Raw genomic sequence first — 24,842 nt, 5'->3', positions numbered from 1 at the left:
CAGACGCATGCCCATGAGCCCGGTATAGCAATCCGGCGCAAAACGCGGCTACGGACCATCGGCAGGGCTACCGCTGGCAAGGCGGGGACGGTATTTTTCGCGGTCAGGATGGCGGCAGGCACGCTACAATAGGTTGACGTTGACGTAAACGGAAGTTACCGCAGGCGATTTCCGCGCCGTCTCCTCCCACCGCCGCTTCTTATTAGTTGATGAGCCATTGATGTCCCTACGTACCTATACCATCGCCGAACTGGCGCGCGAATTCGACATTACCGCGCGCGCCATCCGCTTCTACGAAGACCAGGGCTTGCTGCGCCCCAGCCGCGAAGGCGTGGGCGGACGCAACCGGGTCTACACGGCGCGCGACCGCACCCATCTCAAGCTGACCCTGCGCGGCAAGCGCCTCGGCCTGACGCTGTCGGAAATCAAGAGCATCGTCGACATGTACGAGTCGCCCAAGGATACCGCGGCCCAGATGAACCGCTTCCTCGGCGTGCTGGCCCACCAGCGCGAAACGCTGGAGCGCCAGCGCGAGGATATCGACATGGCCCTGGCCGAAATTGCCGCCCATGAAGAAGAGTGCCGCCGCATGCTGGCCGAAACCACCGCCAACGCCTGAGGCCGCAAAAAAGCGGCACTGCTTGACGTTTACGTTAACGTCAAACATGCGTATGATGAAGTCTTCCCATTCCGACCCCGCGAGGACGACACCATGCTGCATCTTCCAGGCTTGACCTTTGACCATGGCGAAGACATCGCCGCGCTGCGCGAAGCAGTTCAACAATTCGCCACGGTAGAGATCGCTCCCCGCGCGGCGGAAATCGACCGCAGCGACCAGTTCCCGATGGACTTGTGGCGCAAGATGGGCGACCTGGGCGTGCTCGGCATCACTGTCGACGAGCAGTACGGCGGCGCCCAGATGGGCTACCTGGCCCACATCGTGGCGATGGAAGAAATCTCGCGCGCGTCGGCCTCGGTCGGCCTGTCGTACGGCGCCCACTCGAATCTGTGCGTCAACCAGATCAAGCGCAACGGCACCGAAGAACAGAAGATGAAGTACCTGCCCAAGCTCATTTCCGGCGAGTACATTGGCGCCCTGGCCATGTCGGAGCCGAATGCAGGATCGGATGTGGTCAGCATGAAACTGCGCGCCGACTTCAAGGGCGACCGCTGGGTGCTCAACGGCACCAAGATGTGGATCACCAATGGCCCCGACGCCGACGTGCTGGTGGTGTACGCCAAGAACGACCTGGAAGCCGGCCCGCGCGGCATGACGGCCTTCATCATCGAAAAAGGCTACAAGGGTTTCTCGATCGCGCAAAAGCTCGACAAGCTGGGCATGCGCGGCTCGCACACGGGCGAACTGGTGTTCCAGGATTGCGAAGTGCCGGCCGAAAACGTGCTGGGCGGCCTGGGCAAGGGCGTCAATGTACTGATGTCGGGCCTCGATTTCGAGCGCACCGTGCTCTCGGGCGGACCGCTGGGCATCATGGCGGCCTGCATGGATGCGGTGGTGCCGTATGTGCACGACCGCAAGCAGTTCGGCCAGCCGATCGGCGAATTCCAGCTCATGCAGGGCAAACTGGCCGATATGTACTCGACCATGATGGCGTGCAAGGCGTATGTGTACGCCGTGGGCCAGGCATGCGACCGCGCCAAGACGCCGGAAGCGATCCGCAACCTGCGCAAGGATGCCGCCGGCACGATCCTGTACAGCGCCGAGAAAGCCACCTGGATGGCGGGCGAAGCGATCCAGACCCTGGGCGGGAATGGTTATATCAACGAGTATCCGGTCGGACGTCTGTGGCGCGATGCGAAGCTCTACGAAATCGGCGCAGGCACCAGCGAAATCCGCCGCATGCTGATCGGGCGGGAGTTGTTTGCCGAGACGAAGTAAGCCTACCGTCGTTCCCGCGCAGGCGGGAACCCAAGTTTGTTCCGTAGGCGATGGCTAAGCAAAGAGACTTGGGTTCCCGCCAAGGCGGCCGCCTAGGCCGGGAAGTCGTTTCTGCCAATGGCAGGAACGACGGGTAATGGTACGGGCACAGCTATAACGACGCGACCATATAGAATAGTCTTCCCACAAAAGACTGATCGAGAAGCCAGATGACACAAGTTGCGTTCCCCAAGCTGCTGTCTTCGCAGATTGCTTTCGACATCGCCCGCACCATCCTCGACGGTTTCGACAAGCACTACCGCCTGTTCCGCCAGACCAGCCAGGTCGCCAAGCGCCATTTCGAAACCGGTTCCTGGGCCGTGGCCCAGCAGGCGGCGCGCGAGCGCATCGGTTTCTACGACCAGCGCGTGCAGGAATGCGTGCAAGCACTCGAAGATGAATACGACAACGGCGAACTGACCGACGAAGTCTGGCGCGAACTCAAGCTGCACTACATCGGCATGCTGTCCGGCCACAAGCAGCCCGAGCTGGCGGAAACCTTTTTCAACTCGGTCTGCTGCAACATTCTGCACCGCACCTATTTCCACAACGATTTCATCTTCGTGCGCCCGGTGGTGTCCACCGAATACATCGAAACCGACGAGCTGCTGCCGACCTACCGCGTGTACTACCCGGCCAAGGATGGCTTGCGCTTTGCACTCAAGCGCATCGTCACCAATTTCCAGCTCAACTGCAAGTTCGCCAACCTCGACCGCGACATCGCACTGGTCGAAGGCCGCCTCAAGCAGATCTTCGGCAGCGAAGCGCTGGAACCGAACCACCAGATCCAGGTGCTGTCGAGCCTGTTTTTCCGCAACAAGGGCGCCTACATCGTCGGCAAGGGCATCAACGGCAATCGCGAATACCCGTTCATCGTGCCGATCCTGCACAACCGCCATGGCGAATTGATCCTCGACACGGTGCTGTTCGACCACGAACAGATCACCATCCTGTTTTCGTTCACGCGCGCCTACTTCCTGGTGGACATGGAAGTGCCGTCGGCCTACGTGCAGTTCCTGCGCAGCCTGCTCCCGCGCAAACCGAGAAGCGAGATCTACACCATCCTCGGCCTGCAAAAGCAGGGCAAGACACTGTTCTACCGCGACTACCTGCAACACCTGAAACACACCGCCGACCGCTTCGAAATCGCACCCGGCATCAAGGGTCTGGTGATGCTGGTGTTCGCGCTGCCCTCGTTCCCCTACGTATTCAAGGTCATCAAGGATTTCTTCCCGGCGCCCAAGGAAACCACGCGCGCCCAGATCAAGGAAAAATACCTGCTGGTCAAGAACCACGACCGCGTGGGCCGCATGGCCGATACCCTGGAATATTCGAACGTGGCGTTCCCGCTGGAACGCTTCTCGGAAGAACTGATCGCCGAACTGATGCATCACGCACCGTCGCTGGTCGAGTACGAAGGCGACCGCATCATCATCCGCCACCTGTACATCGAACGGCGCATGGTGCCGCTCAACATTTTCCTGAACAAGGCGGAAGTGGCCGGCAACGATGAGTTGATCGAACACGGCGTGCTCGAATACGGCAATGCCATCAAGGAACTGGTGGCGGCGAATATCTTCCCCGGCGACATGCTGTACAAAAACTTCGGCGTCACCCGCCACGGCCGCGTCGTGTTCTACGATTACGACGAAATCGAATACATCACCGACTGCAATTTCCGCAATATCCCGGAACCGCGCAATGAAGAAGATGAAATGTCGGCCGAGCCGTGGTATTCGATCGGCAAGCACGACGTTTTCCCCGAGCAGTTCGGCGCATTTTTGCTGGGCAACGCGAAAATTCGCCTGTATTTCATGAAGCACCACGCCGATTTGCTGACCAGGGATTTCTGGCAGTCGCGCAAGCAGCGCATCATGGACGGCCACATCGAAGACGTGTTCCCGTATCCGCAGCAGATCCGGTTCTGCAACCAGTCGTCCGCCGATAACCCGGCGGTTTATACCCCATCTTATTTGGAGAACTTACACAATGAATGATCCAGTCGTTATCGTCGGCGCCGCCCGCACACCCATGGGCGCGTTCCAGGGCGATTTTTCTTCCAAGTCCGCCAGCGACCTGGGCGCCGTGGCAATCGCCGCGGCGGTCGAGCGTTCCGGCGTCGATGCCAAGCTGGTCGAACACGTCTACTTCGGCAACTGCCTGATGGCAGGCCAGGGCCAGGCTCCGGCGCGCCAGGCGGCCATCAAGGGCGGCTTGCCGCTGTCCGCCGGCGCGGTGACCCTGTCCAAGATGTGCGGCTCGGCCATGCAGGCGGCCATTTTCGCGCATGACTCCCTGCTCGCGGGCAGCGCCGACATCGTCGTCGCCGGCGGCATGGAATCGATGACCAACGCGCCTTACCTGATTCCGAAAGCGCGCGGCGGCTACCGTATCGGCCACGGACAGATGCTCGACCACATGATGTACGACGGCCTGGAAGACGCCTACTCGCGCAACGAGAAGACCGGCGAAGGCCGTTCCATGGGCACCTTTGCCGAAGAATGCGTGGCCAAGTATGCGTTCACCCGCGAAGCGCAGGATGCGTTTGCGATCGCCTCGGTCAAGCGCGCGCAGGAAGCCAACAACGAAGGCTACTTCAAGTGGGAAATCGCGCCCGTCACCGTCACCACCCGCGCCGGCGATTCCGTGATCGACAAGGATGAAGGCCCGGCCAAGGCCAAGCTGGATAAAATCCCGGCATTGAAGCCCGCCTTCAAAAAGGATGGCACGATTACCGCCGCCTCGTCGTCGTCGATCAACGACGGCGCCGCCGCACTGGTGCTGATGCGCGAATCGAAAGCGCGTGAACTGGGCCTGACCCCGATCGCCCGCATCGTCGGCCATTCCACGTTTGCGCAGGAACCGAACCTGTTCACCACGGCCCCCATCGGCGCGCTGCAAAAGCTGTTCGCCAAGACCGGCTGGAAGCCATCGGAAGTGGACCTGTACGAGATCAACGAAGCCTTCGCAGCGGTGCCGATGGCGGCAATGCACGAACTCGACATCCCGCACGACAAGGTTAACATCCACGGCGGCGCCTGTGCGCTGGGCCACCCGATCGGCGCATCCGGCGCGCGCATCATCGTCACCCTGCTGGGCGCCCTGAAGAAAACCGGCGGCAAGCGCGGCGTGGCCTCGCTGTGCATCGGCGGCGGCGAAGCGACCGCGATGGCGTTCGAGATGATGTAGTCATTAGCTCCGTCGTTCCCGCCTGCGCAGGAACGACGGATAGGAGATTAACGGCAAGCTTGCGTTTACCCGAATCCCAACCAAGAAACTCAATGCCAACAGCACTCATCATCGGCGCCTCGCGCGGCATCGGCCGCGAACTGGTGCGCCAGTACCTGGCCGACGGCTGGCGCGTGATCGCCACCGCCCGCAAAAGCGAAGATTGCACGGCCCTTGGCGCCATGGGCGTACATCCGTACCAGCTCGACGTCACCAGCGCCGACTCCATCGCCGCCTTGGGCTGGAACCTGGACGGCGAACTGCTCGACGCCGCGTTCCTCAACGCCGGCGTGTACGGTCCGCGCCACGATGGTTTTCCCACCCAGGCCGACTTCGACGCGGTCATGCACACTAACGTGCTGGCGGCGCTGCGCCTGCTGCCCGTGATCGCGCCGATGGTGGCCGAGGCACGCGGCAAGCTGGCCGTGATCTCCTCGCGCATGGCATCGATGGACGCGCGCAGCAGCGCGTCCGGCACCCTGTACCGCGCCAGCAAAGCGGCCCTGAACTCGGTGCTGGTCGACACCAGCATCCGCTTCGGCCCCAAGGGCGCGACCTGCGTGGCGTTTCACCCCGGCTGGGTCCAGACCGAGATGGGCGGCGCCAGCGCCGACATCACGGTCGAACAAAGCGCGGCCGGCCTGCGCGCCACCCTGGCCAGCCTGAGCGCGGCCGCCAACGGCGCCTTCCTCAATTACGACGGCACGCCAATTTCCTGGTAAGCCCAACTTAGCGAAACCTATGATACTGACCGAAGAACACCAGATGATCCGCGACGCCCTGCGCACCTTTTCGCAGGAGCGCCTTGCGCCCAACGCCGCGCGCTGGGACAAGGAGCACTACTTTCCCAAGGACGAACTGAAGGAACTGGCCGCACTGGGCGCCTTCGGCGTGGCGGTGCCCGAAGAACTGGGCGGCGCCGGCCTCGATTATGTCTCGCTGGCGCTGGTGCTGGAAGAAATCGCGGCCGGCGACGGCGGCACCTCGACTATCATTTCGGTCAACAACTGCCCGGTGTGCAGCATCGCCATGATGTATGCGAACGACGCCCAAAAAGTGCAGTGGCTGCGCCCCCTCGCGCAAGGCAAGATGCTGGGCGCGTTCGCGCTGACCGAGCCGCATACCGGCAGCGACGCCTCGGCGCTGCGCACCACCGCCACGCGCGACGGCGACGACTACGTTTTGAACGGCACCAAGCAGTTCATCACCAGCGGCAAATACGCCGACGTGGCGATCGTCATGGCGGTCACCGACAAGGCGGCCGGCAAGAAAGGCATCAGCGCGTTCTGGGTGCCGACGGCGACGCCGGGCTACATCGTGGCCGGCCTGGAACAGAAGATGGGCCAGCACTCGTCGGACACCGCGCAGATCCTGTTCGAGAACTGCCGCATCCCGGCCGCCAACCTGATTGGCGAAGAAGGCCAGGGCTACAAGATCGCCCTGTCGGGCCTTGAGGGCGGGCGCATCGGCATCGCGTCGCAGGCGGTCGGCATGGCGCGCGCCGCGTTCGAGGCGGCGCTGGTGTATGCGCGCGAGCGCGAAAGCTTCGGCAAACCGATTTTCGAGCACCAGTCGGTGCAGTTCAAGCTGTCCGAGATGGCCACCCAGATCGAGGCCGCGCGCCAGCTGATCCGCCACGCCGCATCGATGAAGGATGCCGGCCTGCCGTGCCTGAAGGAAGCCGCGATGGCCAAGCTGTTCGCCTCCGAAATGGCGGAACGGGTTTGCTCGGATGCGATCCAGGTGCACGGTGGCTACGGCTACGTGAGCGACTTCCCGGTCGAACGAATCTACCGCGACGTGCGCGTGTGCCAGATCTACGAAGGCACCAGCGACATCCAGAAAATCCTGATCGCGCGGGCGCTGTAAGGCATGGTGGGCGATACGATCATCCGGGTGGCGGCCAGCGAGGACCTGGACGCCTTCTTCGCCTACCTGAACGATCACCTGCGTGACAACGGCAGCGGCGCCACGGCGCTGTTCATGCCGATGGCGCGCGCCGCCTCGCGCTTCGGACCCGAGCGCGAAAGTGCCTTTCGCAACGCCACCACGACCGCCCTCGGGCAGCCCGGCTGGCGGCGCCTGTGGCTGGCGCTCGATGCGCAGGGCGGCATCGCCGGCCACATCGACCTGCGTGCGCGGCCTGAAGGCGCCTCCACGCACCGCGCGCTGCTCGGCATGGGCGTGCACCGCGACGCCCGCAAACAGGGCCTGGGGGCCCGTCTGATCGACGTGGCGGCCACCTGGGCCGGCGCCGAGGCGGGACTCGACTGGATCGACCTGGAAGTGTTGTCGGTGAACGTGCCGGCGCGCCAGCTGTACGCGCGCTGCGGTTTCGTGCAGACCGGCGAAATCGCCGACATGTTCCGCATCGACGGCGAGGCGCTGGCCTACACTTTTATGTCACGCAAGATGCACGCGCTCTGATACGCTTGGTGGTTCACACCCACTGCTTGCCATGAAAGCGCCACATGCCGAATGGAAAGCCGGCAAGCGCGAAGGCAAGGGCGCGATCGTGTACACCCTGGACGGAAGCTATGACGGCGAATGGAAGAACGACCGGCCGAACGGCAATGGCGTGGCGCTGTACTCGAGCGGGCGCCGGGTCGGCGCGGTGGTGGCCAGCCAGCCGGTCGACGACGAATCGGGCAAGGTGAGCGCAGCGGCCAAGGCGCCGCCCGAGCCGTCCAGGGAACACGATCTCAAGTCGGAAGGGCCGCGCCTGGGCACGCACATTCCGCACAAGGTGGTCACAGGAGGCAAGGTGCCGTTCAAGGCCTCGTACGAACAGCTGAGCGAGCAGGAACGGGCCATCGTGCGCGGCTGGTATCCCTTGCTCGATCCGGCGGACGAACCGCCGTACCCGCTGCTCGGCAACGGCAACGTGCTTGGCGCGATCCAGAAGATCAATGCGCGCGACCCCGCCTTCGGCCTGTTGAGCATGGTGGTCATGGTCGACAGCGAGGGCAAGGCCCAATCGGTCAATGTGTACGTGACGCCGGACGCCAAACTGTCGGAAATGGCTGGCTTTGTCGCCATGAAAGAGAAATACAAACCGGCACGCTGCTCGGGCAAACCCTGCGCGATGGCATTCCCGTACACCATGGTCTTTAGCCGCAGCTGGTAACGACGGATTGATGCCGGCGCCAGCCGGACAATCTCGTTGGCACTGTGCGGAACCATTTGTCGGTAAATCGCTCAAACTCATCATCCGGGGTAGCTGCTCCCCTCGATCTGATGAAAGAGCCCGACATGCCCTCGCTGCTCCGCCACATCCTGATGCTCGCCCTGGTACTTCCCGTGGTTGCCGGCGGGGCCGAAACATGCAAGCTCGGCTACCCACCAGTCGACAACATCAAGATCCGGTGGCAGGGTCCCTGCAAGGACGGCTATGCACACGGCAAGGGCATCGTCGAGGCACGCAAGGATGGCGAGGTGAGCATGCTGTACGAGGGCATGGTGGAGCGGGGCATGCCCAATGGCAGAGGCTACATCACCCTTTCATCAGGCACGGAATACAGCGGCGAGTTTCGCAATGGCCTGGCGCACGGCAAGGGCGTGTCAGTCGACCAGTTTGGCGCCCGCTACAACGGTGAATGGAAGCACTTCAAGCGCGACGGCAATGGATCGATGGTCTATACCCTGGGCGGCCGCTATGACGGCGAATGGAAGGATGACGATTTTCACGGCCACGGGGTGGCGCTGTATGCGAGCGGGCGCCGTGTCGAGGGCGAATTTATCGACGGCCGCCCAGCCGGCTCGCCCGCGCCGCCAGCGTCGCTCGAATCACCCCGAAAACACAGCCTCAAAGAAGAAGTCCCTCATATCGGCACCAATATCCCGCGCAGGATGGTCGAGGGTTCCGTGGTCCCATTCAACGCCTCGTATGCGCAGTTGAGCGAGCAACAGCGGCGCCTGGTGCGGAGCTGGTACCGCATGCTCGACGATAGCGACGAGCCGCCGTACCCCTTGCGCGGCACCGGGGGCATCTTTCGCACCATCCAGGAACTCAACGCCAGGGATCCGGCTGAAGGCGTGCTGACCATGGTGGTCATGGTGGACAGCGAAGGCAATGCCCAATCGGTGGATGTGTATCTGTCGCCTAACCCGTATATGACGAAACTGGCGGCCTATGTCGCCATGAAGGAAAAGTATCAAGCCGCGCGCTGCTCGGGCAAGCCCTGTGCCATGCCATTCCCTTATGCTATCAAGTTCACGAGCACCTTACTGTGACCGATCCCGGGCCTGCTGAACTACCGGTACAGGCAAGCTGCCACGGATGCTGGGTACCGACGCACTCGAACCACACCTTTATAGTCTTCCCAGCGCTTATTCTCCCGCGCTGCGGTTTGATGTCTCGTTCCATTCCCGGGACGACACCATCCAAGTAACAATTGCTTGAAGGGCCACCTGTGCGCACCATGAAAGCAGCAGTTTTTATCCGCCCCGGTCAGATAGCGCTTGAAGACAAGCCGATTCCGACTGCGGGACCGGGCGAAGCGGTGATCAGGATCACCACCACCACCACGATTTGCGGCACCGATGTCCACTTCCTGAAGGGGGAGTTTCCGGTGGAAGCCGGACGCACCATCGGCCACGAGCCGGTCGGCGTGATTGCCGAATTTGGTGCCGGGGTAACCGGATACGCGCTGGGTCAACGCGTCGTTGTGGGCGCGATCACGCCGTGTGGGCAATGCCACCCTTGTCTCGATGGCCACCAGGCCCAGTGCGGCGGCAAGGCTGCCGGCGGATGGCGATTCGGCAACACGATCGATGGTTGCCAGGCCGAGTATCTGCTGGTACCCCATGTGATGTCCAATCTGGAACCCATTCCGGATGGGCTGACGGATGAGCAAGTACTGATGTGCCCTGACATCATGAGTACCGGTTTCGGCGGCGCCGAGAGCGGCGACATCAAGATCGGCGACACCGTGGTGGTTTTTGCCCAGGGCCCTATCGGCCTGTGTGCGACAGCCGGTGCGAAGCTCCGGGGCGCCAGCCTGATCATCGCGGTCGATGGGGTGGCGGCGCGGCTTGAGACGGCCAGAAAACTCGGCGCCGATGTCGCCATCGATTACACCAAAACCGATCCGCTGACCGAGATCATGCGCCTGACCGGGGGACGCGGCGTGGATGTGGCCATTGAAGCGCTCGGCACGCAGCAAACGTTCGAAAGTTGCCTGCGTGCGCTCAAGCCGGGCGGCACGCTCTCCAGCCTCGGTGTCTACTCCGGAAAGCCGAGCTTGCCGCTCGATGCCTTTGCGGCTGGAGTGGGCGACCACAGGATCATCACCACCCTATGCCCGGGTGGCAAGGAACGGATGCGCCGCTTAATGAACGTGGTCGCTTCAGGCCGGGTGGATTTGCAGCCGATGGTCACGCACCGCTTCAAGCTCGACCAGATCGAGCTCGCCTACGACCTGTTCATGCATCAGCACGATGGCGTCCTGAAGGTGGCGATTACGCCGTAATTCCCGCGACAGTACGTCACGAGCCCATACCATTCCCCGATAAAGCACCGTCACCGGGAAATGGAAGCAGGCCTGACGTGGCGTGCACTTCTCGAAAAAAACGCCACGCACAGGGCCGCAATAATAATGACCGCGTAACTGATCGAACCGTCCGCCACTTCATAGCCATGACGCCCACCAGGAAAGGCGGAACGCGCCGTGGTGCCGACCGCGTGCGCGAGTATCACCGCGAACAAGGAACAACCGGCATGATTGTAGAGCCACACAGTGATCACCCGGAATGCAATCGTTCCCAGCAGTCCCCAGACGATAAGTTGCGGCGATTGACCCATCTTCATCATGGACGGCAGATGCCATAGCGCCCATGGCACACCAATCAGCAGTGCCGTAGCAAGGGGCGAAAAGCGCTTTTGCAATGCATCCGTGGCGTAGGCCGAGTAAGCAATTTCCGCCATTGCCGCACCTGTCGAAAACATGACAAACGCGATCAGCAGGGAAGCTGACAGCGCGAGATGCGTCGACACCGGAACGCCGGCGATGCGCAGCGCTGCATAGGTGATGACATAAAGAGTCGGCATGAGGAGCAGACTCAGAAGCAGCGCCCCCCTTTTTTTTAATGCGGCGGTAGTCCAACAGGCGCCGAACGAATGCCAGCAAGCGCCGCCTGCCGTTCTCAACGTAAATCAATATGCACGCGGCAATAGCAGGGCTCAGCGTCGCGCCTATATCGGTCAAGGGAATGTTATCCGGCAGCGGACTCTCATCCAGAAAGCTGCCGAGTATCCACATCGGCGCGCTGATGGCGATGACGAGAAAAAAGAACGCGGCCGGATGCGTTTTTCTCGTTCTGGTGCATTCATGGGACTGGAAACGCTCGGGTTGAGGCACTTGCTCCGACCTGGCATGGTCGGTGTCACCCGGTGACGATTCCCCTCCAGTCGATTTTTGGCCCGCGATGCATCGTCCTGCAAAGGCACGCAGGTTCCGGTTGACAGCGAGCGAGCACAATTGCTTGTCAGGTGACTCGCCGACAGTAACACACTCGCGCTCAGGAACGCGGCACCCCAGCCGGGCCAGATCGGCGCTGTGCGGAACCATTCGTCAGTACATCAATCGAATAGGTATTCGTCGATGAAGGAGCCTGACATGCCCTCGCTGCCCCGCTTGAACCCGTTTCTCCCCTTGCCCTTGCTCACGCTCGCGTTGCTGCTTTCGCCGGCGCCGCAAGCCAGGGAAGCGTGCGCACTTGCCTTGCGCGGCATCGAAACAGGCGCCGACCTGCGCTGGCGCGGTCCCTGCAAAGAGGGGTTGGCGCATGGCGAAGGCATCATCGAAAAGCATGGTGACGAGCGCAGGCCGTGGCGCTATGCGGGCATGGTGGAGCAAGGCCGGCCGCATGGCAAAGGCTACCTCGCAAGCTATCCCGGTAACGAATACAGCGGCGAGTTTCGTGACGGCTTGCAGGAAGGGCAGGGCGTGTCGGTCAACCTGCTGGGCGACCGTTACCAGGGCGAATGGAAAGCGGGCAAGCGCGAGGGCAAGGGATCGATCGTCTATTCGCTGGGCGGCCGCTACGATGGAGAATGGAAGAACGATCAGATCACCGGTCAGGGCGTGGCGGTGCTGTCGAGCGGGCGGCGCGCGGAGGGCGATGCCATCCCGCGCGCAACACCCAGCCTGCCTTCGCCCATGCCGTCCGGGCAGTTCGGGCAGTTCGGGGCACCGCAGCTGAAGGCCGACGAACCCAGGACCGGCTCGCATATCCTGCACCGCATCGTCGCGGGCGGTCGGCAACCCTACGGCGCATCCTGGGAGCAGTTGACCGAGGAACAGCGCCGTGCTTTCCGCAGCCGCTATGCCCTGCTCGACGAGAGCGATGAGCCGCCTTATCCGCTCGGCGGCATCGGCAGTGTGCTGCGTTCGATTCACGCCGTGACGAATGCGCAAGGCGAGGCGGTCCCAGGCTTGCTCAGCATGATCGTCATCGTCGACAGCGAAGGCAACGCGCAATCGGTCAAGACATTCGCGTCGCCCACCCCCGAACTGTCGGCACTGGCGACGCTCGTCGCGATGAAAGAAAAATACAAACCGGCACGCTGCTCAGGCAAGCCGTGTACCATGGCATTTCCTTACCTGATGGAGTTTACCCACCTGCGGTAGACGATACGCTCCCGTGCAGACGCCCCCGATTCGCCTCAGCCCCGCTTTCATCGCCGATCCCGATGTGCTCTTCGCCGAGTTGATGAGCACCGTCACCTGGGACGAGCGCATGAAGGCGCGCAAGACAGCCAGTTTCGGCGCCAGCTACAACTACTCGCAGATCGTTTACGCGGAGTCGCCCATGCCGCCGCTGCTCGACATCCTCTGCGCGCGTCTTGAGGGCGAACTCGGCTTCCGTCCCAACAATTGCCTGCTGAACTACTACCCCGACGGCAGGTCGTCGATGGGTTTCCATTCCGACGAAACCGATGGCCTCGCCGACGGCACCGGCGTGGCCATCATTTCGCTCGGCAGTGTGCGCGCGATGGCCTACCGCAACAAGCTTGATGCGGCGCTGCGGGTCGACTATCCGCTGCCGAACGGCTCGCTGCTGTACATGTCGGAGCATGTGCAGCAGGAGTGGATGCACGCGATTCCCAAAGACCCGCACGCCGGCGAACGCATCAGCCTGACCTTTCGCGCGATCCGCCGCTAGGCATTCAGCGCGGCGTGCCCGGCTTGGGCAAGACACCGATCCGCAGCGGGCCGCCGTTCTTGCCGTTTTCGCCCTCCTGCGGCGCGATGAACATATCGTGCGGGTACACGAACACCCAGTCCGCATAGCGGCCCTTGTTGCGAAAGCCGCTGTCGTGTTCGTCGAAATTGTCGACCTTCATGGGCGCACGCTGCGACAGCGAATGCACGCCCACGATGCGGCCCTCGACCCTGATCAGGCCCCATTCGGCCTTGCCGGTGAGCGGGTCGGCGTACAGGCGCCGCAGGTGGCGTTTGGCGTTCGGGAAGCGCGGGTCCTTGATCAAATCCTGCAGGGTCAAGGGATACATCTGCGGCCCGGCCGCCGCGCTGTCGTGATAGCGCGCAATCGCAGCGCGAAATTCGTGGCCGATGAACAGCAGCTCGCGCTCCTTGTCGCGCCGCACCGAGGTCGAATACAGCTCGCTGGCGATGCTGCTGCCGATCCCCATGAAGGCCACCAGCAGCAGGGTCCAGATGTACGCGAACCCGCCCGGATACGCGCGCTTACAGCTGCTCATACGGCACACCCTCGCGCGTCTTGCCACGCGCGCCGCTGCGAATGTCGGCCACGCCCGGCTTGTCCGGATCGAGCGACGCCACCGGCTGCCACGTCACGCTCGATTCGGTGATCGGGTCGACCGGCACCGAACGAAAATACTTGTGCGTCACCAGGTCGCTCAGCGAAGCCGGATACACGCCCTTGTCGCCGTAAAATTTGTCGATCCCCAGACGCAGCACATGCAGGTTTTCCTTGAGCGCGACTTCCTTCGACTTGTCGACCGAACCGAAATAGCGCGGCACGGCAATCGTCAGCAAGGTCGCGATAATGGCCATCACCACCAGCAGTTCGACCAGGGTAAATCCCGCGTGTTTTCTTTTCATGTTCATCCCCCTCACCACTGCTTGTGCGGTACGCCGTTCAATCCCACTCCCGCCGAACGCGAGCTGACGTCGAACACGTCCCCGCCCTCGCTCGGATTATCCGGCGGCGACGCATACGAGCGCTTGGCCCAGGTATCGGCGGCGCGTCCCTCGTCCTGGGGCGCGAACGGATCGCGCGGCAGGCGCCGCAGAAAATAGATGTTCTTCTTGGCGGGACTGAGCTGGTCTGGCACGCCCTCGACCAGCTCCTCCAGCTTTTTCGGATAGCCCGAGTCGCCCACCGCGATCTTGATGCGGCCAAGGTCGGCCGCCTTCTTGTACGCTTCGAGCCCCTCGCGGATTTCGATCAGCGCGCTGCGCAGGCTGCGCTCCTTTTCGCGCTGCACCGCCACCTGCGCCATCGGCACCGCCACCACCGCCAAGGTCCCCATGATCGCCAGCGTGATCATCAGCTCGATGAAGGTGAAGCCACGCGCCTTCACTGGATCACCTTGCGCGGCGCATCGGCGCCCGGCGGCTTGCCGGTGCCGGCCGGGCTGTCGCCGGCGGGCGCTTGCGGTGCCGGTTCATCGCTGCCGGTCATGGGCGAAGGCGCCGCTGGCGGCTGCGTCGGCGCCTGCACTGGCGGGGGCGCCTCGGGAGCCTGGACTCCCGGCTGGGGGCCGGCGGCGGGCGATCCGCCGCCCGGCCCCGGCCCGCGCCCGCCCACATTCGATTCGGTACCCGAGTCGAACTGCGCGGTCGTCAGGTCGGGCCGGCGCAGGCTGCGCAAGATCCGCGGCGTGATCGACAACACGATCTCGCTGCGCGAGGTATCGTCCTTCTGGCTGCCGAACAGGCGCTTGAGCACCGGCAGGTCGCCAAACCCGGGCAGCTTGTCGGCGCTGCGCCGGTCCTCGTCGCTGATCAGCCCCGCCAGCACCTGGGTCTCGCCATCCTTCAGGCGCAGCACCGTGCCCGCCGTGCGCGCGCCGATCTGGTAAGCCTGCGTGCCCAATTTGCTGATGATCTCCTTGACCACGGTGCTCACCTCCAGGTTGATCTTGATCGCCACTTCATCGTCCAGGTTCACGTTCGGCTCGACGTCGAGCTTCAGGCCCACGTCGAGATAGTTCACGCTCTCCGAACTGACGCCATTGTTGGTGGTGACGGTGATCACCGGCACGCGGTCGCCAATGTGGATCTTGGCCTTTTCCTTGTTGCGCACGCGAATGCGCGGATTGGCCAGGATATTGCCGTCGGTGTCGACCTGGTTGGCGTTGATGGTGGCGCTGCCGATGGCGACGTTGATGCTCCCACGATTGATGCCGCCAAGGCTGGCGACGGTCAGCGGCGACAGGGATTCGCCCCCGCCGGCCAGGCTCAGGGTCGCCTTGTCGGGCCAGCGGATGCCCAGCTCCATCAGGCGCGTGCGTTTCACTTCCAGCACCTCGACTTCGAGCATCACTTCCGGGTCGGCCATGTCCTGCATGGCGATGATGCGTTCGGCCATCCGGATCATGTCGGGCGTGTCGCGCATCATGATGATGCCGAGGCGGTCGTCGGTGACGATGTCCTTGGCCTTGAGCAGGGTCTTGATCGAGAACGAGACGGTCTTGGCGTCGGCATTGGCCAGGTAAAAACTGCGCACCACCAGCTGCTGGTAATCCTTCACCTTTTGCGCGGTGTTCGGATAGATCGTGATGGCGCGCTCGCCGGTTACGGTTTGTTCGAGCTGGTTGGCCGACAGCAGCATGCGGATCGCTTCTTCCAGGCTGGTATTGCGCACCGAGATGGTGGTGCGCAAGGCCGGATCGACATCGCGGTCGAACACGAAGTTCAGGCCCGAGACCTTGCCCAGGAAGTCGAACACCGAGCGCACCGGCGCGTCGCGAAATTCCAGCGTCACCGGTTTGCGGTAGGCGGCGGCCAGCTTGCCGCCCGCGCCCTTTTTGGCCTGTTCGTCGGCGATGCGGCTTTTCAGCGCCAGCGCGTCGCGCTGGTTGGGACGCTCCTGCAGCACCACGCGCAGCGTGTCGAGCGCCTGCGCCAGGTCGGCCTCGCCGGCGCGCCGCCATGACGCCTCGGCGCCAGCCACCAGCTCCTTGTGGCGCTGCTCCAGCGCGATGGCCTGCATGCCCTGCTGCGCGACCACATTGGCGGGGTCGATCGCCAACACCTGGGCCGACAGTTTTTCGGCCTCGGCGACATTGCCCTGCTGGCGCAGCCGTTCGGCGCGCGTGTTGAAGGCATTGATGATGCTGGCCTTGCGGCTTAACAGGCCAATCCGGTATTCGGCGTTGCCGGGTTCCTGGCGCACGGCTTGTTCCAGCTTGGCCAGGCCCTGTTCGATCTGTCCCTGTTCGAGCAGGGCCTTGCCTTCCTTGAAGGTCTGCGGGCCGGCGCAGGCGCTCAGCGCCACCGCCAGTGCGAGCATGCGCAAGGGCGTTCCCGCCAGTTTCTTCGTCAGTGTGTGATTCAATTCATCTCCCCTACTGCGAGTGTTTGTTGCTTCCGGAGCGGCAGATACGTGAACGTCAGCGTGTCGTCGCCGGCGCTGTCGAAGGTGTAGCTGTCGTCGATCTTGTCGCCCACATAGGCCACCACGTTGCGCTCCTCGACCTGCAGGAAGTAAGCCTGCCTGCCATCGTCGAGAAAGCGTCCGAGCAGGCGGATCGGCAGTTGCGGCGCGCCGCCCGCATTGCCCGGCGCGCTTGCCTGCACCGGCTTGGTGACGGTGCTCTCGGCCGGCTTGAGCGGAACCGCGTCGGCCACCTGCGCCTGCCAGCTCTGGCGCGCAAACGCGTTGCCCAGTTCCTCGTCCTGCGCGCGCGGACGGATTTCCAGCAGCGGCGCCTCCGGCTCGGCTACCGGCGCCTGCACCACCACGGCCGGCGCCGGCACGATGGTACGGGCCTGGGCCGGCGCGATCATGTCGGTATCGTCATCGGGCGCGAAATAACAGGCCAGCAGGGTCGCGCCCAGCGCCACCGCCATCGTCATCTTTTTCATCGGCGTCCTCCTTTTGCCACTGCCGTCCTGACCAGCAGGTTGAAATGCACGCGCGCCTCGACTTCGCCGGTGTCGATCTGCTCGCGCTTGAATGTCACGGAATCGAGCGTCAGGGCCGGCATGGCGTGCAGGGCGCCGACGATGAACGCCTGCACCTTGGCGTAGTCGGCCTTGATCGGCAGCGTGATCTGGTAGCGCATGAAGGCGGCGCCATCCTCGGCCTGCGCCTTGTAGTCGGCCTTGGCCAGCACCACGCCGTTCTTGGCGGCCACGTCGACCAGTTGCTTGAGCAGGTCGGGAATCGTGTCGTGCGCCGGCAGGTAGGCGTAGAAGGCCGCCACGCGGCGCGCGCCGTCCGGCAGCGCCACCCGCTGCTGCGCCGGTTTGGCGCTGCGCGCGGCGGTGATTTGCTGAGCCAGGTCGTGCCGGCGCGCCTGCAGGCGCTGCGACTGCCATGCGCACAGGGCGGCCAGCGCCAGCGCGCAGGCGCCGGCCAGCGCGCCCCAGCCCAGGCGTGCGCCGTGGCGCCGCGCATCCCAGCTGATACGCGCGGCCAGCTGCGACGGTGCGCCCGCCTGCTGTCCGGTGCTGGCGATTTTTAATCCTGCCATTGCGCCTCCAGTTGAAAACGGTAGGGCCGGTTGGGCGCCGCGCCGTTCAATTCATGCTTGACCAGGTACACGGAGGTGAACAGGGCCTGCTCGTTGAGGTAGGCGACGTAATTCATCATGTCGCCCGCGGTTTCGGCTTCGGCCGCGATTTTCAGGCCGCCGGCGGCGTTGCTGCCTTGCGCACCGGCTTCCGGCTTGCTGTTGAGGTCCATGCCGAGCAGCGCGACGTGGATGTCGGCCGGGGCCTGCACGGTCTTCACCAGGCGCGTGACCGGCAAATTAAGCTGGCGCACGGCGTCGCCGATGATAGCCAGCTGGCGGTCCTGGGCGCGCTGGTCGGCTTCCGACAGGCGCGCGCGCGGCGCTTCGCGCGGCTGCACCAGCGCCAGCTGCGCTTCGAGCGCGCCGGCGTGGCGCGCCTGCACCACCCAGTCGACGCCGGCGGCGCCCAGCGCCAGCAGGCCGCCGGCCAGCAAGGCCAGGCGCCAGCCCCTGGGCGCTTGCGCGCCCCGGACGAAATTGAGTTGGGTCAGCGCCATCTCAGCACCTCATCATCGCCACGGCGGCGTAGCCGGGCGCTGGCGCGGGCGGCAGCTTGACCATGTCGAAGTGGTCGGGCAAGGCGTGGGCCGCCGGCCGTTCGTCGAGGCTGACCAGCGCCACCTGGGCGATTTCGCCCAGCTCGGGCGCGCGCAGGGTCCAGCGCTGCCAGGCTTGCGGCAGTTCGCTTTCCCACGGGCCACGCAGGGCTTGCGCCTGCACCGCGTGGATGCGGCCATTGGCGGCAGCGGCCAGCACCAGGCGGCCCGGTTCGACCAGCGCGAACGCCTGCGGGTGGCCGGAGGCGATGGCGCGCCAGGTGATCGACAGCACCGATTCGATCGCCATGCACGGATGGCCGCATTCGCGCGCCACGTCCTGCAGTCCTTGCAGGAAGTCGCGCTCGATGGCGCAGGCCAGGCGCGGCTGGCCGTAGGGCGCGTCGTCGCACACGATCGACCAGGTGCGCGCGGCGTCGCCATAGATGCCGACGAACTGGGCTTGCTGGAAGCGCTCGGCGGAACCCTGGTGCAGCAGCGCGTCGCTCCAGGGGATCATGGCCAGCTGGCACCAGCGCGTGGTCAGCGCCACCGAGACCGGCACGCCTTTCAAGGTCACGCCGGCGGTGCGCAGGTAGGCGCCGAAGGCCGCCAGCGCGCCATCCCATTTGCCGTCGCTGTGGTCGAGGGGAATCCGTACTTCGCTGTGGGCGACGATGCGCTTGCCGCTGCGGACCACGGCGGTGAGCAGGTCGGGCGCCAGGGACACGCACACGGTGCGGCTGGAGAAGAGTTCAGTAAGTGACACGGTTAAGCTCCATCAATGTGGTTTCTCCCTGGCGCACCAGGTCCAGCGCCGCTTCGCGCACCAGGCGAATGCCGGCGCGCGCGGCTTCTTCCTTCATGCGGCTGACCGGGGCACGCGTGGTGATCATTTCGCGCATGGCGTCGTTGAGCATCAGTACTTCGGCCACCGCCTTGCGGCCCTTGTAGCCGGTGCCGCGGCAATGGCCGCAGCCGGCACCAGCCTTGAAGCGCCAGCCCGCCACCTGGGCGGACGTCAACCCGCTGTCGCGCAGTTGGTCCGGGTCGGGCGGCACTTCCACCGCGCAGTGTTCGCAATTGAGGCGCAGCAGGCGCTGCGCCACGATGCCGTTCAGGGCGGCGGCGAAGCTGTAGGCGTCCACGCCCATGTGCAAAAAGCGCCCGACCACGTCGAACACGTTATTCGCGTGCAGGGTGGTAAACACTAGGTGGCCGGTGAGCGCGGCCTGCACCGCGATCTGCGCGGTCTCGTCGTCGCGGATTTCGCCGATCATGATCTTGTCCGGGTCGTGCCGCAAAATCGAGCGCAGGCCGCGCGCGAAGGTCAATCCCTTCTTTTCGTTGACGGGAATTTGCAGCACGCGCGGCAGGCGGTATTCGACCGGGTCTTCGATGGTGACGATCTTGTCGCGCCCCGTGTTGATCTCGGTGATGGCGGCGTACAGGGTGGTGGTCTTGCCCGAGCCGGTCGGGCCGGTCACCAGCAGCATGCCGTGCGGCTTGGCGGCCAGGCGCCGGATCAGCACAATCGCGTCGGCGTTCAGGCCCAGGCTTTCCAGGCGCAGCGACTGGGCCGCCTCGGTCAGCGCGCGCCGGTCCAGCAGGCGCAGCACCGCATCTTCGCCGAAGATATTCGGCATGATCGAGACGCGGAAGTCGATCTCGGCGCCCTTGACGCGCACCTTGAAGCGGCCATCCTGCGGAATACGGCGTTCGGCGATGTCCAGGTCGGCCATGACCTTGATGCGCGAGATGATCTGCTCGGCCATCTGCAAGCCCTGCACCTGGCCGGCCTGCACCAGCACCCCGTCGACCCGGTATTTGATAATCAGCTTGTCGCCGTCGCATTCGAGGTGGATGTCGCTGGCCTGGAACTTGAGCGCATCGTAGATGGTGGAGTTGACCAGCTTGACCACCGGGCTGCTGTCTTCGCTGATGCGCACCAGCGAGATATCTTCGATGCTCTGGTCCAGGCTCTCGACCTGGTCGGCGTCGCCGGCCATGCCGGCCATGGCTTGCTGCACGTTCTCCTGCTGCGCAAGGTAGGCGCTCAGTTCGTCCGGGTGGGTCAGCGCCACGGAAAAGCCGCCGTGCAGGGCAGCGTCGGCCCACTGCAGGGTGTCGTCGGCGAAGGGGTCGCCCAGCACCAGCACGGGAACCCCGGCAGGGCCTTCCATCAGCACGCATTCGCGCTGGGCGCAGTCGGTGTAGGGCATCAGGCCAAAGGCCGGGGTGCCGGCTTGCAGCGCGACGATGGTCCACAGCGGATAGGAAAACAGCGCGGCCAACTGAGCGACAAACACTTCCGGCTCGGCGCCGGTCATCTCTTCGAGCACGGCGAGCATCGGACGGCCCTGGGCCAGCGCGGCCAGGCGCGCCTGCTGCACCAGCGCGGCCGTGAGCGGCGCGCCCAGCGCCGGCTTGTGGGGGAAATCAGGGGCGTTCATGACAGGCTCCCGGCAAGTTCAAAGATGGGCATATACATCAGCACCACCACGCCGCCGATGACCACGCCGATGAAGGTCATCAGCAAGGGTTCGAGCAGGCGCGAAGCCCAGTCCACCCAGCGCGCGAATTCTTCGTCGTGAAAACGGGCCGAGCGCTCCAGCATGTCGCCCAGGCGGCCGGTGTTTTCGCCCACCTTTAGCAAAGATTGCGCGACCGGCGTGGCCAGCTGGTTCTGTTCCAGCGCACTGGAAAACGGCAAGCCTTCCTGCACCGCGCGGCGCGCCGCGTCGAGCTGCTGCTGCTGGCCGGGGAGCAGCATGGCCGAGACCATCGCCAGCCCTTTGGACAGCGGAATGCCGGCATGCAGCAGCAGGCTCAGCGCACGGTAAAAGCGCGCCAGCCGGAATTCGGCCGCGCGCGAAGACAGTACCGGCAGGCGCAGCAGCGCGAGAATCAGGCGCTGGCGGATGGCGGCGTTGCTGACGGCGAACACCAGTGCGCCCACCAGCGCCCCCAGCGCGCCGAGAAACAGGAAGGGATGGGCCGACATGAGCTGGCCGAAGCCGAGCATCATTTTCGAGGCCCAGGGAATGTCGCGCCCCGAGGTTTCGTACACCACGCTGAACTTGGGCACCACGTAGCCGAGCAGGAACAGGGTGACCAGGCTGCCGACCACCAGCAGCATCACCGGATAGATGGCGGCCGAGACCAGCTTCTTGCGGATCGCCTCGAATTGCAGCTGGTAGGCGACAAAACGGCCGAGGGCTTCGGGCAGGTTGCCGGAGCGCTCGGCCGCGTGGACGGTGGCGACGTAGATTTCGGGGAAGATGGCGGGAAAGTCGTTCAAGGTATCCGACAAGCTCTTGCCCTGTTGTAGGGTTTGCAAGATGGCGCCAATGGTGGCGCGCGTGCCGGGCTGGGTTTCCTTGTTGTGCAAGGTGGCGATGGCTTCGGTGAGGTTGAGCCCCGCTTCCAGCAGGGCCAGCAGTTCCTGGCTGAACTGCATCAGGGGAAAAGCGTGCTTGCGGCGCGGCTCGGCCGGCGCCTGCGGGCGCTCGATCGCGAGGACGCGCCACCCCTTGCGCGCGGCGATGCGGATGGCATCGGCTTCGCTGGGGGCATCGATGGCGATATGCTGGCGGCTGCCTGCGGCGGCAGCGGCCTGGACCTGGAGTTGAAACTGCATGGTTGACCCTTTGTACTGATTGACTCCTTGCTTCGCATTCGGCCTGGTTATCCAGGTGACATCAGGGCCTCCTTAAAAGAAAAATAGCCCCGGCCGAAGCCGGAGCTGAAAAAAGAGGACGGACAGCCAGCCATCCTCTTGTGGGGTCACCCGGTTTATTGGGTAAGCAGGCTCACCTTGTCGACGACAAAGGAGGTTTGCAGCGACGAGTCTTCACGCATGGCGAAGGACAGGGTCACGGTCTGGCCTTTGTACGGCAGCAGGTTGAAGGTACGGACCTGGTAACCGGCAGCCTTGTTCAGGTTGGTGTAGCTTGCCAGGGTGCCGAGCACGGTGCCGCCCGAATTCTTGACCGTGACAACCAGCTTGTCGTAGGCCACGTTTTCGGTTTCCGCGGTATCGATATGCAGCGCGAAGCTCAGCGAGGCCGAGGTGGCGGCGGCTGGAATCGCGACCGACTGGGTGATCGTTTCGGTGCGGGTCACGCCATTGCCGCCCAGCCATGCGAAGCGTGTGCCTTCATAGGCGGACTGGCCGCTGAAGGAACCGATGGCGCCGGTGGTGCCGGCCCAGCCGTTGGTGCCCGACTCGAAGCCGCCGTTGACGATGCGCTCGGTGGTGCCGCCGCCGCCGCCGCCCACCGTCAGGGTGGCGTTGGAGCTGGTGGCGGTGGTGGGGCTGGTGGCCGAATCGGTCACCTTGACGCTGAACACGGCGCCGCTGTCGGCGGTTTGCGCGGTCAGGCTGTAGGTGGCCGAGGTGGCGCCGGCAATCGCGTTGCCGTTACGCAGCCACTGGTATTTGTACGGCGCGGTGCCGCCGGTGGCGGTGACCGAGAAGGTCGCGGTCGAGCCAGCGGTGACGGTGACGTTCGAGGGCTGCGAGCTGATCGTGACGCCGCCGCCCGGGATCGTCGTTTCATCGATGTCGGCGCCGACGTTGATCGCGGCGTAGGCACGGGTCACGGCAATGACTTCCTTGCTGTTCGCGCCATACAGTTCCGCGGCCGAGGCGATCACCTTGCTGCGCGCATCGGCGTAGTTGGTCGAGGCGGTGAACTTGGTGGTGTTGGCCTTGAACCAGATGCGGAAGGCCTTGTCGCTACCGATCCCGGTCATCGCGGCCGGGCTCTTGACCAGGTACTGGCTGTAGTAGTTGGACGAGGAGCTGGCGTTCGAGCCTTGCGACAGGAAGTAGAACATGCGGTTGTTCGGGCCGCTGCTGTAGTGGACGTCGATGTTACCGATCGAGCTGCTCCAGGCGTTCGGGCTGGAACCGTCCAGGCTAGGCTTGTACAGATAGCGCAGCGGGTTGCCCGATTTGGCGATTTCCTTGCCGGTCGCCCAGTCGTTGCCGGAGTTGGGGATGACGGTGCCGGTGCCGCCCGCGCGGGCATAGGCTTCCACCATTTCACCGGTGATGTCCGAGTTCGACTCGTTCAGGCCGCCCGATTCGCCGCTATAGGTCAGGTCGGAGGTGGCGTTGGTCACGCCGTGGCCCATTTCGTGGCCGATCACGTCGATCGCGCCCAGGCTGTAGAAGCCGCTGCCGCCGTCGCCGATGAACATGCACTTGCAACCATCGCTGTAGTAAGCGTTGTCATAGTTGGTGTTGACGTGGGCGGCGATGTAGGTCGCGGTGTTGTTGCCGTCCAGGGATTGCCAGCCGAGCACGTTCTTGAGCGTGTCGTAGGTGTTCATCAAGCCCCACATGGCGTTCACGGCCGCGGTCTGGCCGTTGGCATTGGTGGTGCTGCCGCCGTTGTACTGCAGGCCATCGCCCCAGTCGTTGGTGGTGTTGGTGTAGACCAAGCCGGCGCTGGTGCTGTGGTTGGCATTGGTGATCGCCATCATGCCGTAGGTGCCGCCGGTGCCGCGCGACGGATCCTTGAGCGAATAGGTGGTGCCCGACAGGCTGGTGTTCAGGGGAACGGTGCCGTTGTACTGGCTCTTGCCGGTGCCGGCCACGGTTTGCAGCGCGCGCCATTGCTTGATCACGCTGCCGTCGGCGGCGCTGATGACGGTGTCATAGAACACTGGCTTGGTGCCTTCCAGCATGCGCGTCTTGACCAGGTAGGCCAGCGCGTAGTCCGTCACTTCATCGACCAGGTCGGTGGCGTTGAGCTGGGCTTCGGATTTGTTCAGGGCGCCCGGCGCGCGCTTGGTGGTGACGATCGGGTAGATGATCAGTTCGGCGCTTGGCGGGGTCTGGTGCACGCCGTTGGGCGACACTTTCTTGACCACCAGGTCGATCGCGGCGGCGTTCTGGATCTGCGGCACCACGATGAAATTGGCGGTGCGCGCGCGCAGGGCGGCATGGCCGCTACCCTGGCCCAGGCCCGAACGGCGGTCGGAGACCGACTCGCTGACGATCTCGCCGGCATCGTTGGTCACCACCACCGATTCCGACTGGAACACACGCACGCCTTTATAGGTATGGGCGGCGCGGCTGATGCGGGTGCCGATCACGCCTGGGTGCTGCACGGTAATGGAGAAGCCGTGGTCGGCATCGAGGCCGTGGGCGGCGCGGGTGGCAGCCAGCTTGGCGACCAGGGCCTGGCTTTGTTGCGGGGACTGCAGGGCGGTCGGCCCGGCCATGATCGGTGCGCTGGCGAGCGCCTGACCAACCATCATCAAAGGAAGTGCAGCAATCGACGCAGCGAGCAATGTTTTACGAAAGTTCATTATTTCTCCATTGGTAGTTCAGTGAGTGAATGAGATAACTGCTGGCCACGTGTGCTGTGGCGGCCACCCGAGCGCGCCGATAAGT

25 protein-coding genes are annotated in these 24,842 nt (G+C 64.2%); 13 read left to right on the top strand and 12 right to left on the bottom strand.

What is annotated here, in order from left to right:
* The first annotated feature begins 220 nt into the window (after positions 1-220).
* The 10 genes from F2P44_RS07095 (at position 221) to F2P44_RS07050 (ending at position 10,635) form a co-directional block, all read left to right on the top strand.
* Entirely contained in the window at positions 221-619 is a 399-nt protein-coding gene (locus F2P44_RS07095; protein WP_054265287.1) for a MerR family transcriptional regulator, read from the top strand.
* A 93-nt stretch (positions 620-712) separates the two neighbouring features.
* Positions 713-1,897 (top strand): isovaleryl-CoA dehydrogenase, encoded by a 1,185-nt coding sequence (locus F2P44_RS07090; RefSeq protein WP_167086009.1) that lies wholly within the window; start codon positions 713-715, stop codon positions 1,895-1,897.
* A gap of 209 nt (positions 1,898-2,106) precedes the next feature.
* Positions 2,107-3,933 (top strand): bifunctional isocitrate dehydrogenase kinase/phosphatase, encoded by a 1,827-nt coding sequence (gene aceK / locus F2P44_RS07085; RefSeq protein WP_167086008.1) that lies wholly within the window; start codon positions 2,107-2,109, stop codon positions 3,931-3,933.
* The gene (locus F2P44_RS07080) at positions 3,926-5,125 is read left to right on the top strand and encodes an acetyl-CoA C-acyltransferase (protein ID WP_167086007.1); all 1,200 of its coding nucleotides are present in this window, start codon (positions 3,926-3,928) and stop codon (positions 5,123-5,125) included. Before aceK ends, F2P44_RS07080 begins: the two co-directional genes overlap by 8 nt.
* A gap of 92 nt (positions 5,126-5,217) precedes the next feature.
* Positions 5,218-5,886, top strand: a complete 669-nt coding sequence (locus tag F2P44_RS07075) for an SDR family oxidoreductase (RefSeq protein ID WP_167086006.1) — start codon at positions 5,218-5,220, stop codon at positions 5,884-5,886.
* A gap of 19 nt (positions 5,887-5,905) precedes the next feature.
* A complete protein-coding gene (locus F2P44_RS07070; protein ID WP_167086005.1) occupies positions 5,906-7,033 on the top strand; it encodes an acyl-CoA dehydrogenase family protein in 1,128 nt (375 codons plus the stop codon).
* Between the two features lie 3 nt (positions 7,034-7,036).
* The gene (locus F2P44_RS07065) at positions 7,037-7,591 is read left to right on the top strand and encodes a GNAT family N-acetyltransferase (protein WP_167086004.1); all 555 of its coding nucleotides are present in this window, start codon (positions 7,037-7,039) and stop codon (positions 7,589-7,591) included.
* Between the two features lie 31 nt (positions 7,592-7,622).
* Positions 7,623-8,291: a hypothetical protein gene (locus F2P44_RS07060; protein ID WP_167086003.1), complete on the top strand. Its 669-nt coding sequence runs from the start codon at positions 7,623-7,625 to the stop codon at positions 8,289-8,291.
* Positions 8,292-8,416: 125 nt separating this feature from the next.
* Positions 8,417-9,397, top strand: coding sequence for an MORN repeat-containing protein (locus F2P44_RS07055; RefSeq protein ID WP_167086002.1), 981 nt, complete (start codon positions 8,417-8,419; stop codon positions 9,395-9,397).
* A 188-nt stretch (positions 9,398-9,585) separates the two neighbouring features.
* Positions 9,586-10,635, top strand: coding sequence for a zinc-binding dehydrogenase (locus tag F2P44_RS07050; RefSeq protein WP_187363266.1), 1,050 nt, complete (start codon positions 9,586-9,588; stop codon positions 10,633-10,635).
* A 50-nt stretch (positions 10,636-10,685) separates the two neighbouring features.
* On the opposite strand, the gene F2P44_RS07045 is transcribed toward F2P44_RS07050, so the two are convergent.
* A complete protein-coding gene (locus F2P44_RS07045; RefSeq protein WP_223165008.1) occupies positions 10,686-11,213 on the bottom strand; it encodes a CPBP family intramembrane glutamic endopeptidase in 528 nt (175 codons plus the stop codon).
* Between F2P44_RS07045 and F2P44_RS35055 the strand changes: the two genes are divergently transcribed.
* The 3 genes from F2P44_RS35055 to F2P44_RS07035 all read left to right on the top strand — a co-directional run bounded on the left by F2P44_RS35055 (position 11,212) and on the right by F2P44_RS07035 (position 13,330).
* Positions 11,212-11,559 (top strand): hypothetical protein, encoded by a 348-nt coding sequence (locus F2P44_RS35055; protein ID WP_223165007.1) that lies wholly within the window; start codon positions 11,212-11,214, stop codon positions 11,557-11,559. The genes F2P44_RS07045 and F2P44_RS35055 overlap by 2 nt on opposite strands.
* A 222-nt stretch (positions 11,560-11,781) precedes the next feature.
* Positions 11,782-12,795 (top strand): MORN repeat-containing protein, encoded by a 1,014-nt coding sequence (locus F2P44_RS07040; RefSeq protein WP_167086000.1) that lies wholly within the window; start codon positions 11,782-11,784, stop codon positions 12,793-12,795.
* Positions 12,796-12,808: 13 nt separating this feature from the next.
* Entirely contained in the window at positions 12,809-13,330 is a 522-nt protein-coding gene (locus F2P44_RS07035; protein ID WP_370662643.1) for an alpha-ketoglutarate-dependent dioxygenase AlkB, read from the top strand.
* A 4-nt stretch (positions 13,331-13,334) separates the two neighbouring features.
* Here the strand turns inward: F2P44_RS07035 and F2P44_RS07030 are convergent, their stop codons facing one another.
* The 11 genes from F2P44_RS07030 to F2P44_RS06980 all read right to left on the bottom strand — a co-directional run bounded on the left by F2P44_RS07030 (position 13,335) and on the right by F2P44_RS06980 (position 24,757).
* Positions 13,335-13,889: a type II secretion system protein gene (locus F2P44_RS07030; RefSeq protein ID WP_187363258.1), complete on the bottom strand. Its 555-nt coding sequence runs from the start codon at positions 13,887-13,889 to the stop codon at positions 13,335-13,337.
* Complete coding sequence (locus F2P44_RS07025) at positions 13,876-14,259, bottom strand: type IV pilin protein (RefSeq protein WP_370662642.1); 384 nt, start codon at positions 14,257-14,259, stop codon at positions 13,876-13,878. Before F2P44_RS07025 ends, F2P44_RS07030 begins: the two co-directional genes overlap by 14 nt.
* A gap of 5 nt (positions 14,260-14,264) precedes the next feature.
* Positions 14,265-14,735 (bottom strand): type IV pilin protein, encoded by a 471-nt coding sequence (locus F2P44_RS07020; RefSeq protein ID WP_370662641.1) that lies wholly within the window; start codon positions 14,733-14,735, stop codon positions 14,265-14,267.
* Entirely contained in the window at positions 14,732-16,714 is a 1,983-nt protein-coding gene (locus F2P44_RS07015) for a secretin GspD/PilQ domain-containing protein (RefSeq protein ID WP_229423428.1), read from the bottom strand. Before F2P44_RS07015 ends, F2P44_RS07020 begins: the two co-directional genes overlap by 4 nt.
* Positions 16,711-17,244, bottom strand: a complete 534-nt coding sequence (locus F2P44_RS07010; protein ID WP_167085998.1) for a flagellar biosynthesis protein FlhF — start codon at positions 17,242-17,244, stop codon at positions 16,711-16,713. Before F2P44_RS07010 ends, F2P44_RS07015 begins: the two co-directional genes overlap by 4 nt.
* Positions 17,241-17,855 carry a type 4a pilus biogenesis protein PilO gene (locus F2P44_RS07005; protein WP_167085997.1) on the bottom strand — a complete coding sequence of 205 codons (615 nt, stop codon included), beginning with the start codon at positions 17,853-17,855 and terminating at the stop codon, positions 17,241-17,243. The genes F2P44_RS07010 and F2P44_RS07005 overlap by 4 nt, the downstream gene beginning before the upstream one ends.
* Entirely contained in the window at positions 17,843-18,394 is a 552-nt protein-coding gene (locus tag F2P44_RS07000) for a hypothetical protein (protein WP_167085996.1), read from the bottom strand. Before F2P44_RS07000 ends, F2P44_RS07005 begins: the two co-directional genes overlap by 13 nt.
* A gap of 1 nt (position 18,395) precedes the next feature.
* Positions 18,396-19,202 carry a hypothetical protein gene (locus F2P44_RS06995; RefSeq protein WP_167085995.1) on the bottom strand — a complete coding sequence of 269 codons (807 nt, stop codon included), beginning with the start codon at positions 19,200-19,202 and terminating at the stop codon, positions 18,396-18,398.
* A complete protein-coding gene (locus F2P44_RS06990; protein ID WP_167085994.1) occupies positions 19,189-20,886 on the bottom strand; it encodes a GspE/PulE family protein in 1,698 nt (565 codons plus the stop codon). Before F2P44_RS06990 ends, F2P44_RS06995 begins: the two co-directional genes overlap by 14 nt.
* Positions 20,883-22,073: a type II secretion system F family protein gene (locus F2P44_RS06985; RefSeq protein WP_167085993.1), complete on the bottom strand. Its 1,191-nt coding sequence runs from the start codon at positions 22,071-22,073 to the stop codon at positions 20,883-20,885. The genes F2P44_RS06990 and F2P44_RS06985 overlap by 4 nt, the downstream gene beginning before the upstream one ends.
* Before the next feature lie 155 nt (positions 22,074-22,228).
* Entirely contained in the window at positions 22,229-24,757 is a 2,529-nt protein-coding gene (locus F2P44_RS06980) for a M4 family metallopeptidase (protein ID WP_167085992.1), read from the bottom strand.
* Positions 24,758-24,842: the final 85 nt, after the last annotated feature.

It is taken from the genome of Massilia frigida (assembly GCF_011682175.1).
GTDB classification, from domain to species: domain Bacteria; phylum Pseudomonadota; class Gammaproteobacteria; order Burkholderiales; family Burkholderiaceae_D; genus Telluria_A; species Telluria_A frigida.
This window is presented reverse-complemented; position numbering and strand designations above follow the sequence as displayed.

Excerpts from the sequence above, each read along its gene's own strand:
- F2P44_RS07055 (WP_167086002.1), top strand. The coding sequence starts at position 8,417 with ATGCCCTCGCTGCTCCGCCACATCCTGATGCTCGCCCTGGTACTTCCC.
- F2P44_RS07095 (WP_054265287.1), top strand. The coding sequence starts at position 221 with ATGTCCCTACGTACCTATACCATCGCCGAACTGGCGCGCGAATTCGAC.
- F2P44_RS07050 (WP_187363266.1), top strand. The coding sequence starts at position 9,586 with ATGAAAGCAGCAGTTTTTATCCGCCCCGGTCAGATAGCGCTTGAAGAC.
- F2P44_RS07080 (WP_167086007.1), top strand. The coding sequence starts at position 3,926 with ATGAATGATCCAGTCGTTATCGTCGGCGCCGCCCGCACACCCATGGGC.
- F2P44_RS07005 (WP_167085997.1), bottom strand. The coding sequence starts at position 17,855 with ATGGCAGGATTAAAAATCGCCAGCACCGGACAGCAGGCGGGCGCACCG.
- F2P44_RS07010 (WP_167085998.1), bottom strand. The coding sequence starts at position 17,244 with ATGAAAAAGATGACGATGGCGGTGGCGCTGGGCGCGACCCTGCTGGCC.
- aceK (WP_167086008.1), top strand. The coding sequence starts at position 2,107 with ATGACACAAGTTGCGTTCCCCAAGCTGCTGTCTTCGCAGATTGCTTTC.
- F2P44_RS07025 (WP_370662642.1), bottom strand. The coding sequence starts at position 14,259 with ATGAACATGAAAAGAAAACACGCGGGATTTACCCTGGTCGAACTGCTG.
- F2P44_RS07060 (WP_167086003.1), top strand. The coding sequence starts at position 7,623 with ATGAAAGCGCCACATGCCGAATGGAAAGCCGGCAAGCGCGAAGGCAAG.
- F2P44_RS06980 (WP_167085992.1), bottom strand. The coding sequence starts at position 24,757 with ATGAACTTTCGTAAAACATTGCTCGCTGCGTCGATTGCTGCACTTCCT.
- F2P44_RS07030 (WP_187363258.1), bottom strand. The coding sequence starts at position 13,889 with ATGAGCAGCTGTAAGCGCGCGTATCCGGGCGGGTTCGCGTACATCTGG.
- F2P44_RS07090 (WP_167086009.1), top strand. The coding sequence starts at position 713 with ATGCTGCATCTTCCAGGCTTGACCTTTGACCATGGCGAAGACATCGCC.
- F2P44_RS06990 (WP_167085994.1), bottom strand. The coding sequence starts at position 20,886 with ATGAACGCCCCTGATTTCCCCCACAAGCCGGCGCTGGGCGCGCCGCTC.
- F2P44_RS07070 (WP_167086005.1), top strand. The coding sequence starts at position 5,906 with ATGATACTGACCGAAGAACACCAGATGATCCGCGACGCCCTGCGCACC.
- F2P44_RS07075 (WP_167086006.1), top strand. The coding sequence starts at position 5,218 with ATGCCAACAGCACTCATCATCGGCGCCTCGCGCGGCATCGGCCGCGAA.
- F2P44_RS07045 (WP_223165008.1), bottom strand. The coding sequence starts at position 11,213 with ATGCCGACTCTTTATGTCATCACCTATGCAGCGCTGCGCATCGCCGGC.
- F2P44_RS06985 (WP_167085993.1), bottom strand. The coding sequence starts at position 22,073 with ATGCAGTTTCAACTCCAGGTCCAGGCCGCTGCCGCCGCAGGCAGCCGC.
- F2P44_RS07000 (WP_167085996.1), bottom strand. The coding sequence starts at position 18,394 with ATGGCGCTGACCCAACTCAATTTCGTCCGGGGCGCGCAAGCGCCCAGG.
- F2P44_RS07065 (WP_167086004.1), top strand. The coding sequence starts at position 7,037 with ATGGTGGGCGATACGATCATCCGGGTGGCGGCCAGCGAGGACCTGGAC.
- F2P44_RS07040 (WP_167086000.1), top strand. The coding sequence starts at position 11,782 with ATGCCCTCGCTGCCCCGCTTGAACCCGTTTCTCCCCTTGCCCTTGCTC.
- F2P44_RS35055 (WP_223165007.1), top strand. The coding sequence starts at position 11,212 with ATGAGGAGCAGACTCAGAAGCAGCGCCCCCCTTTTTTTTAATGCGGCG.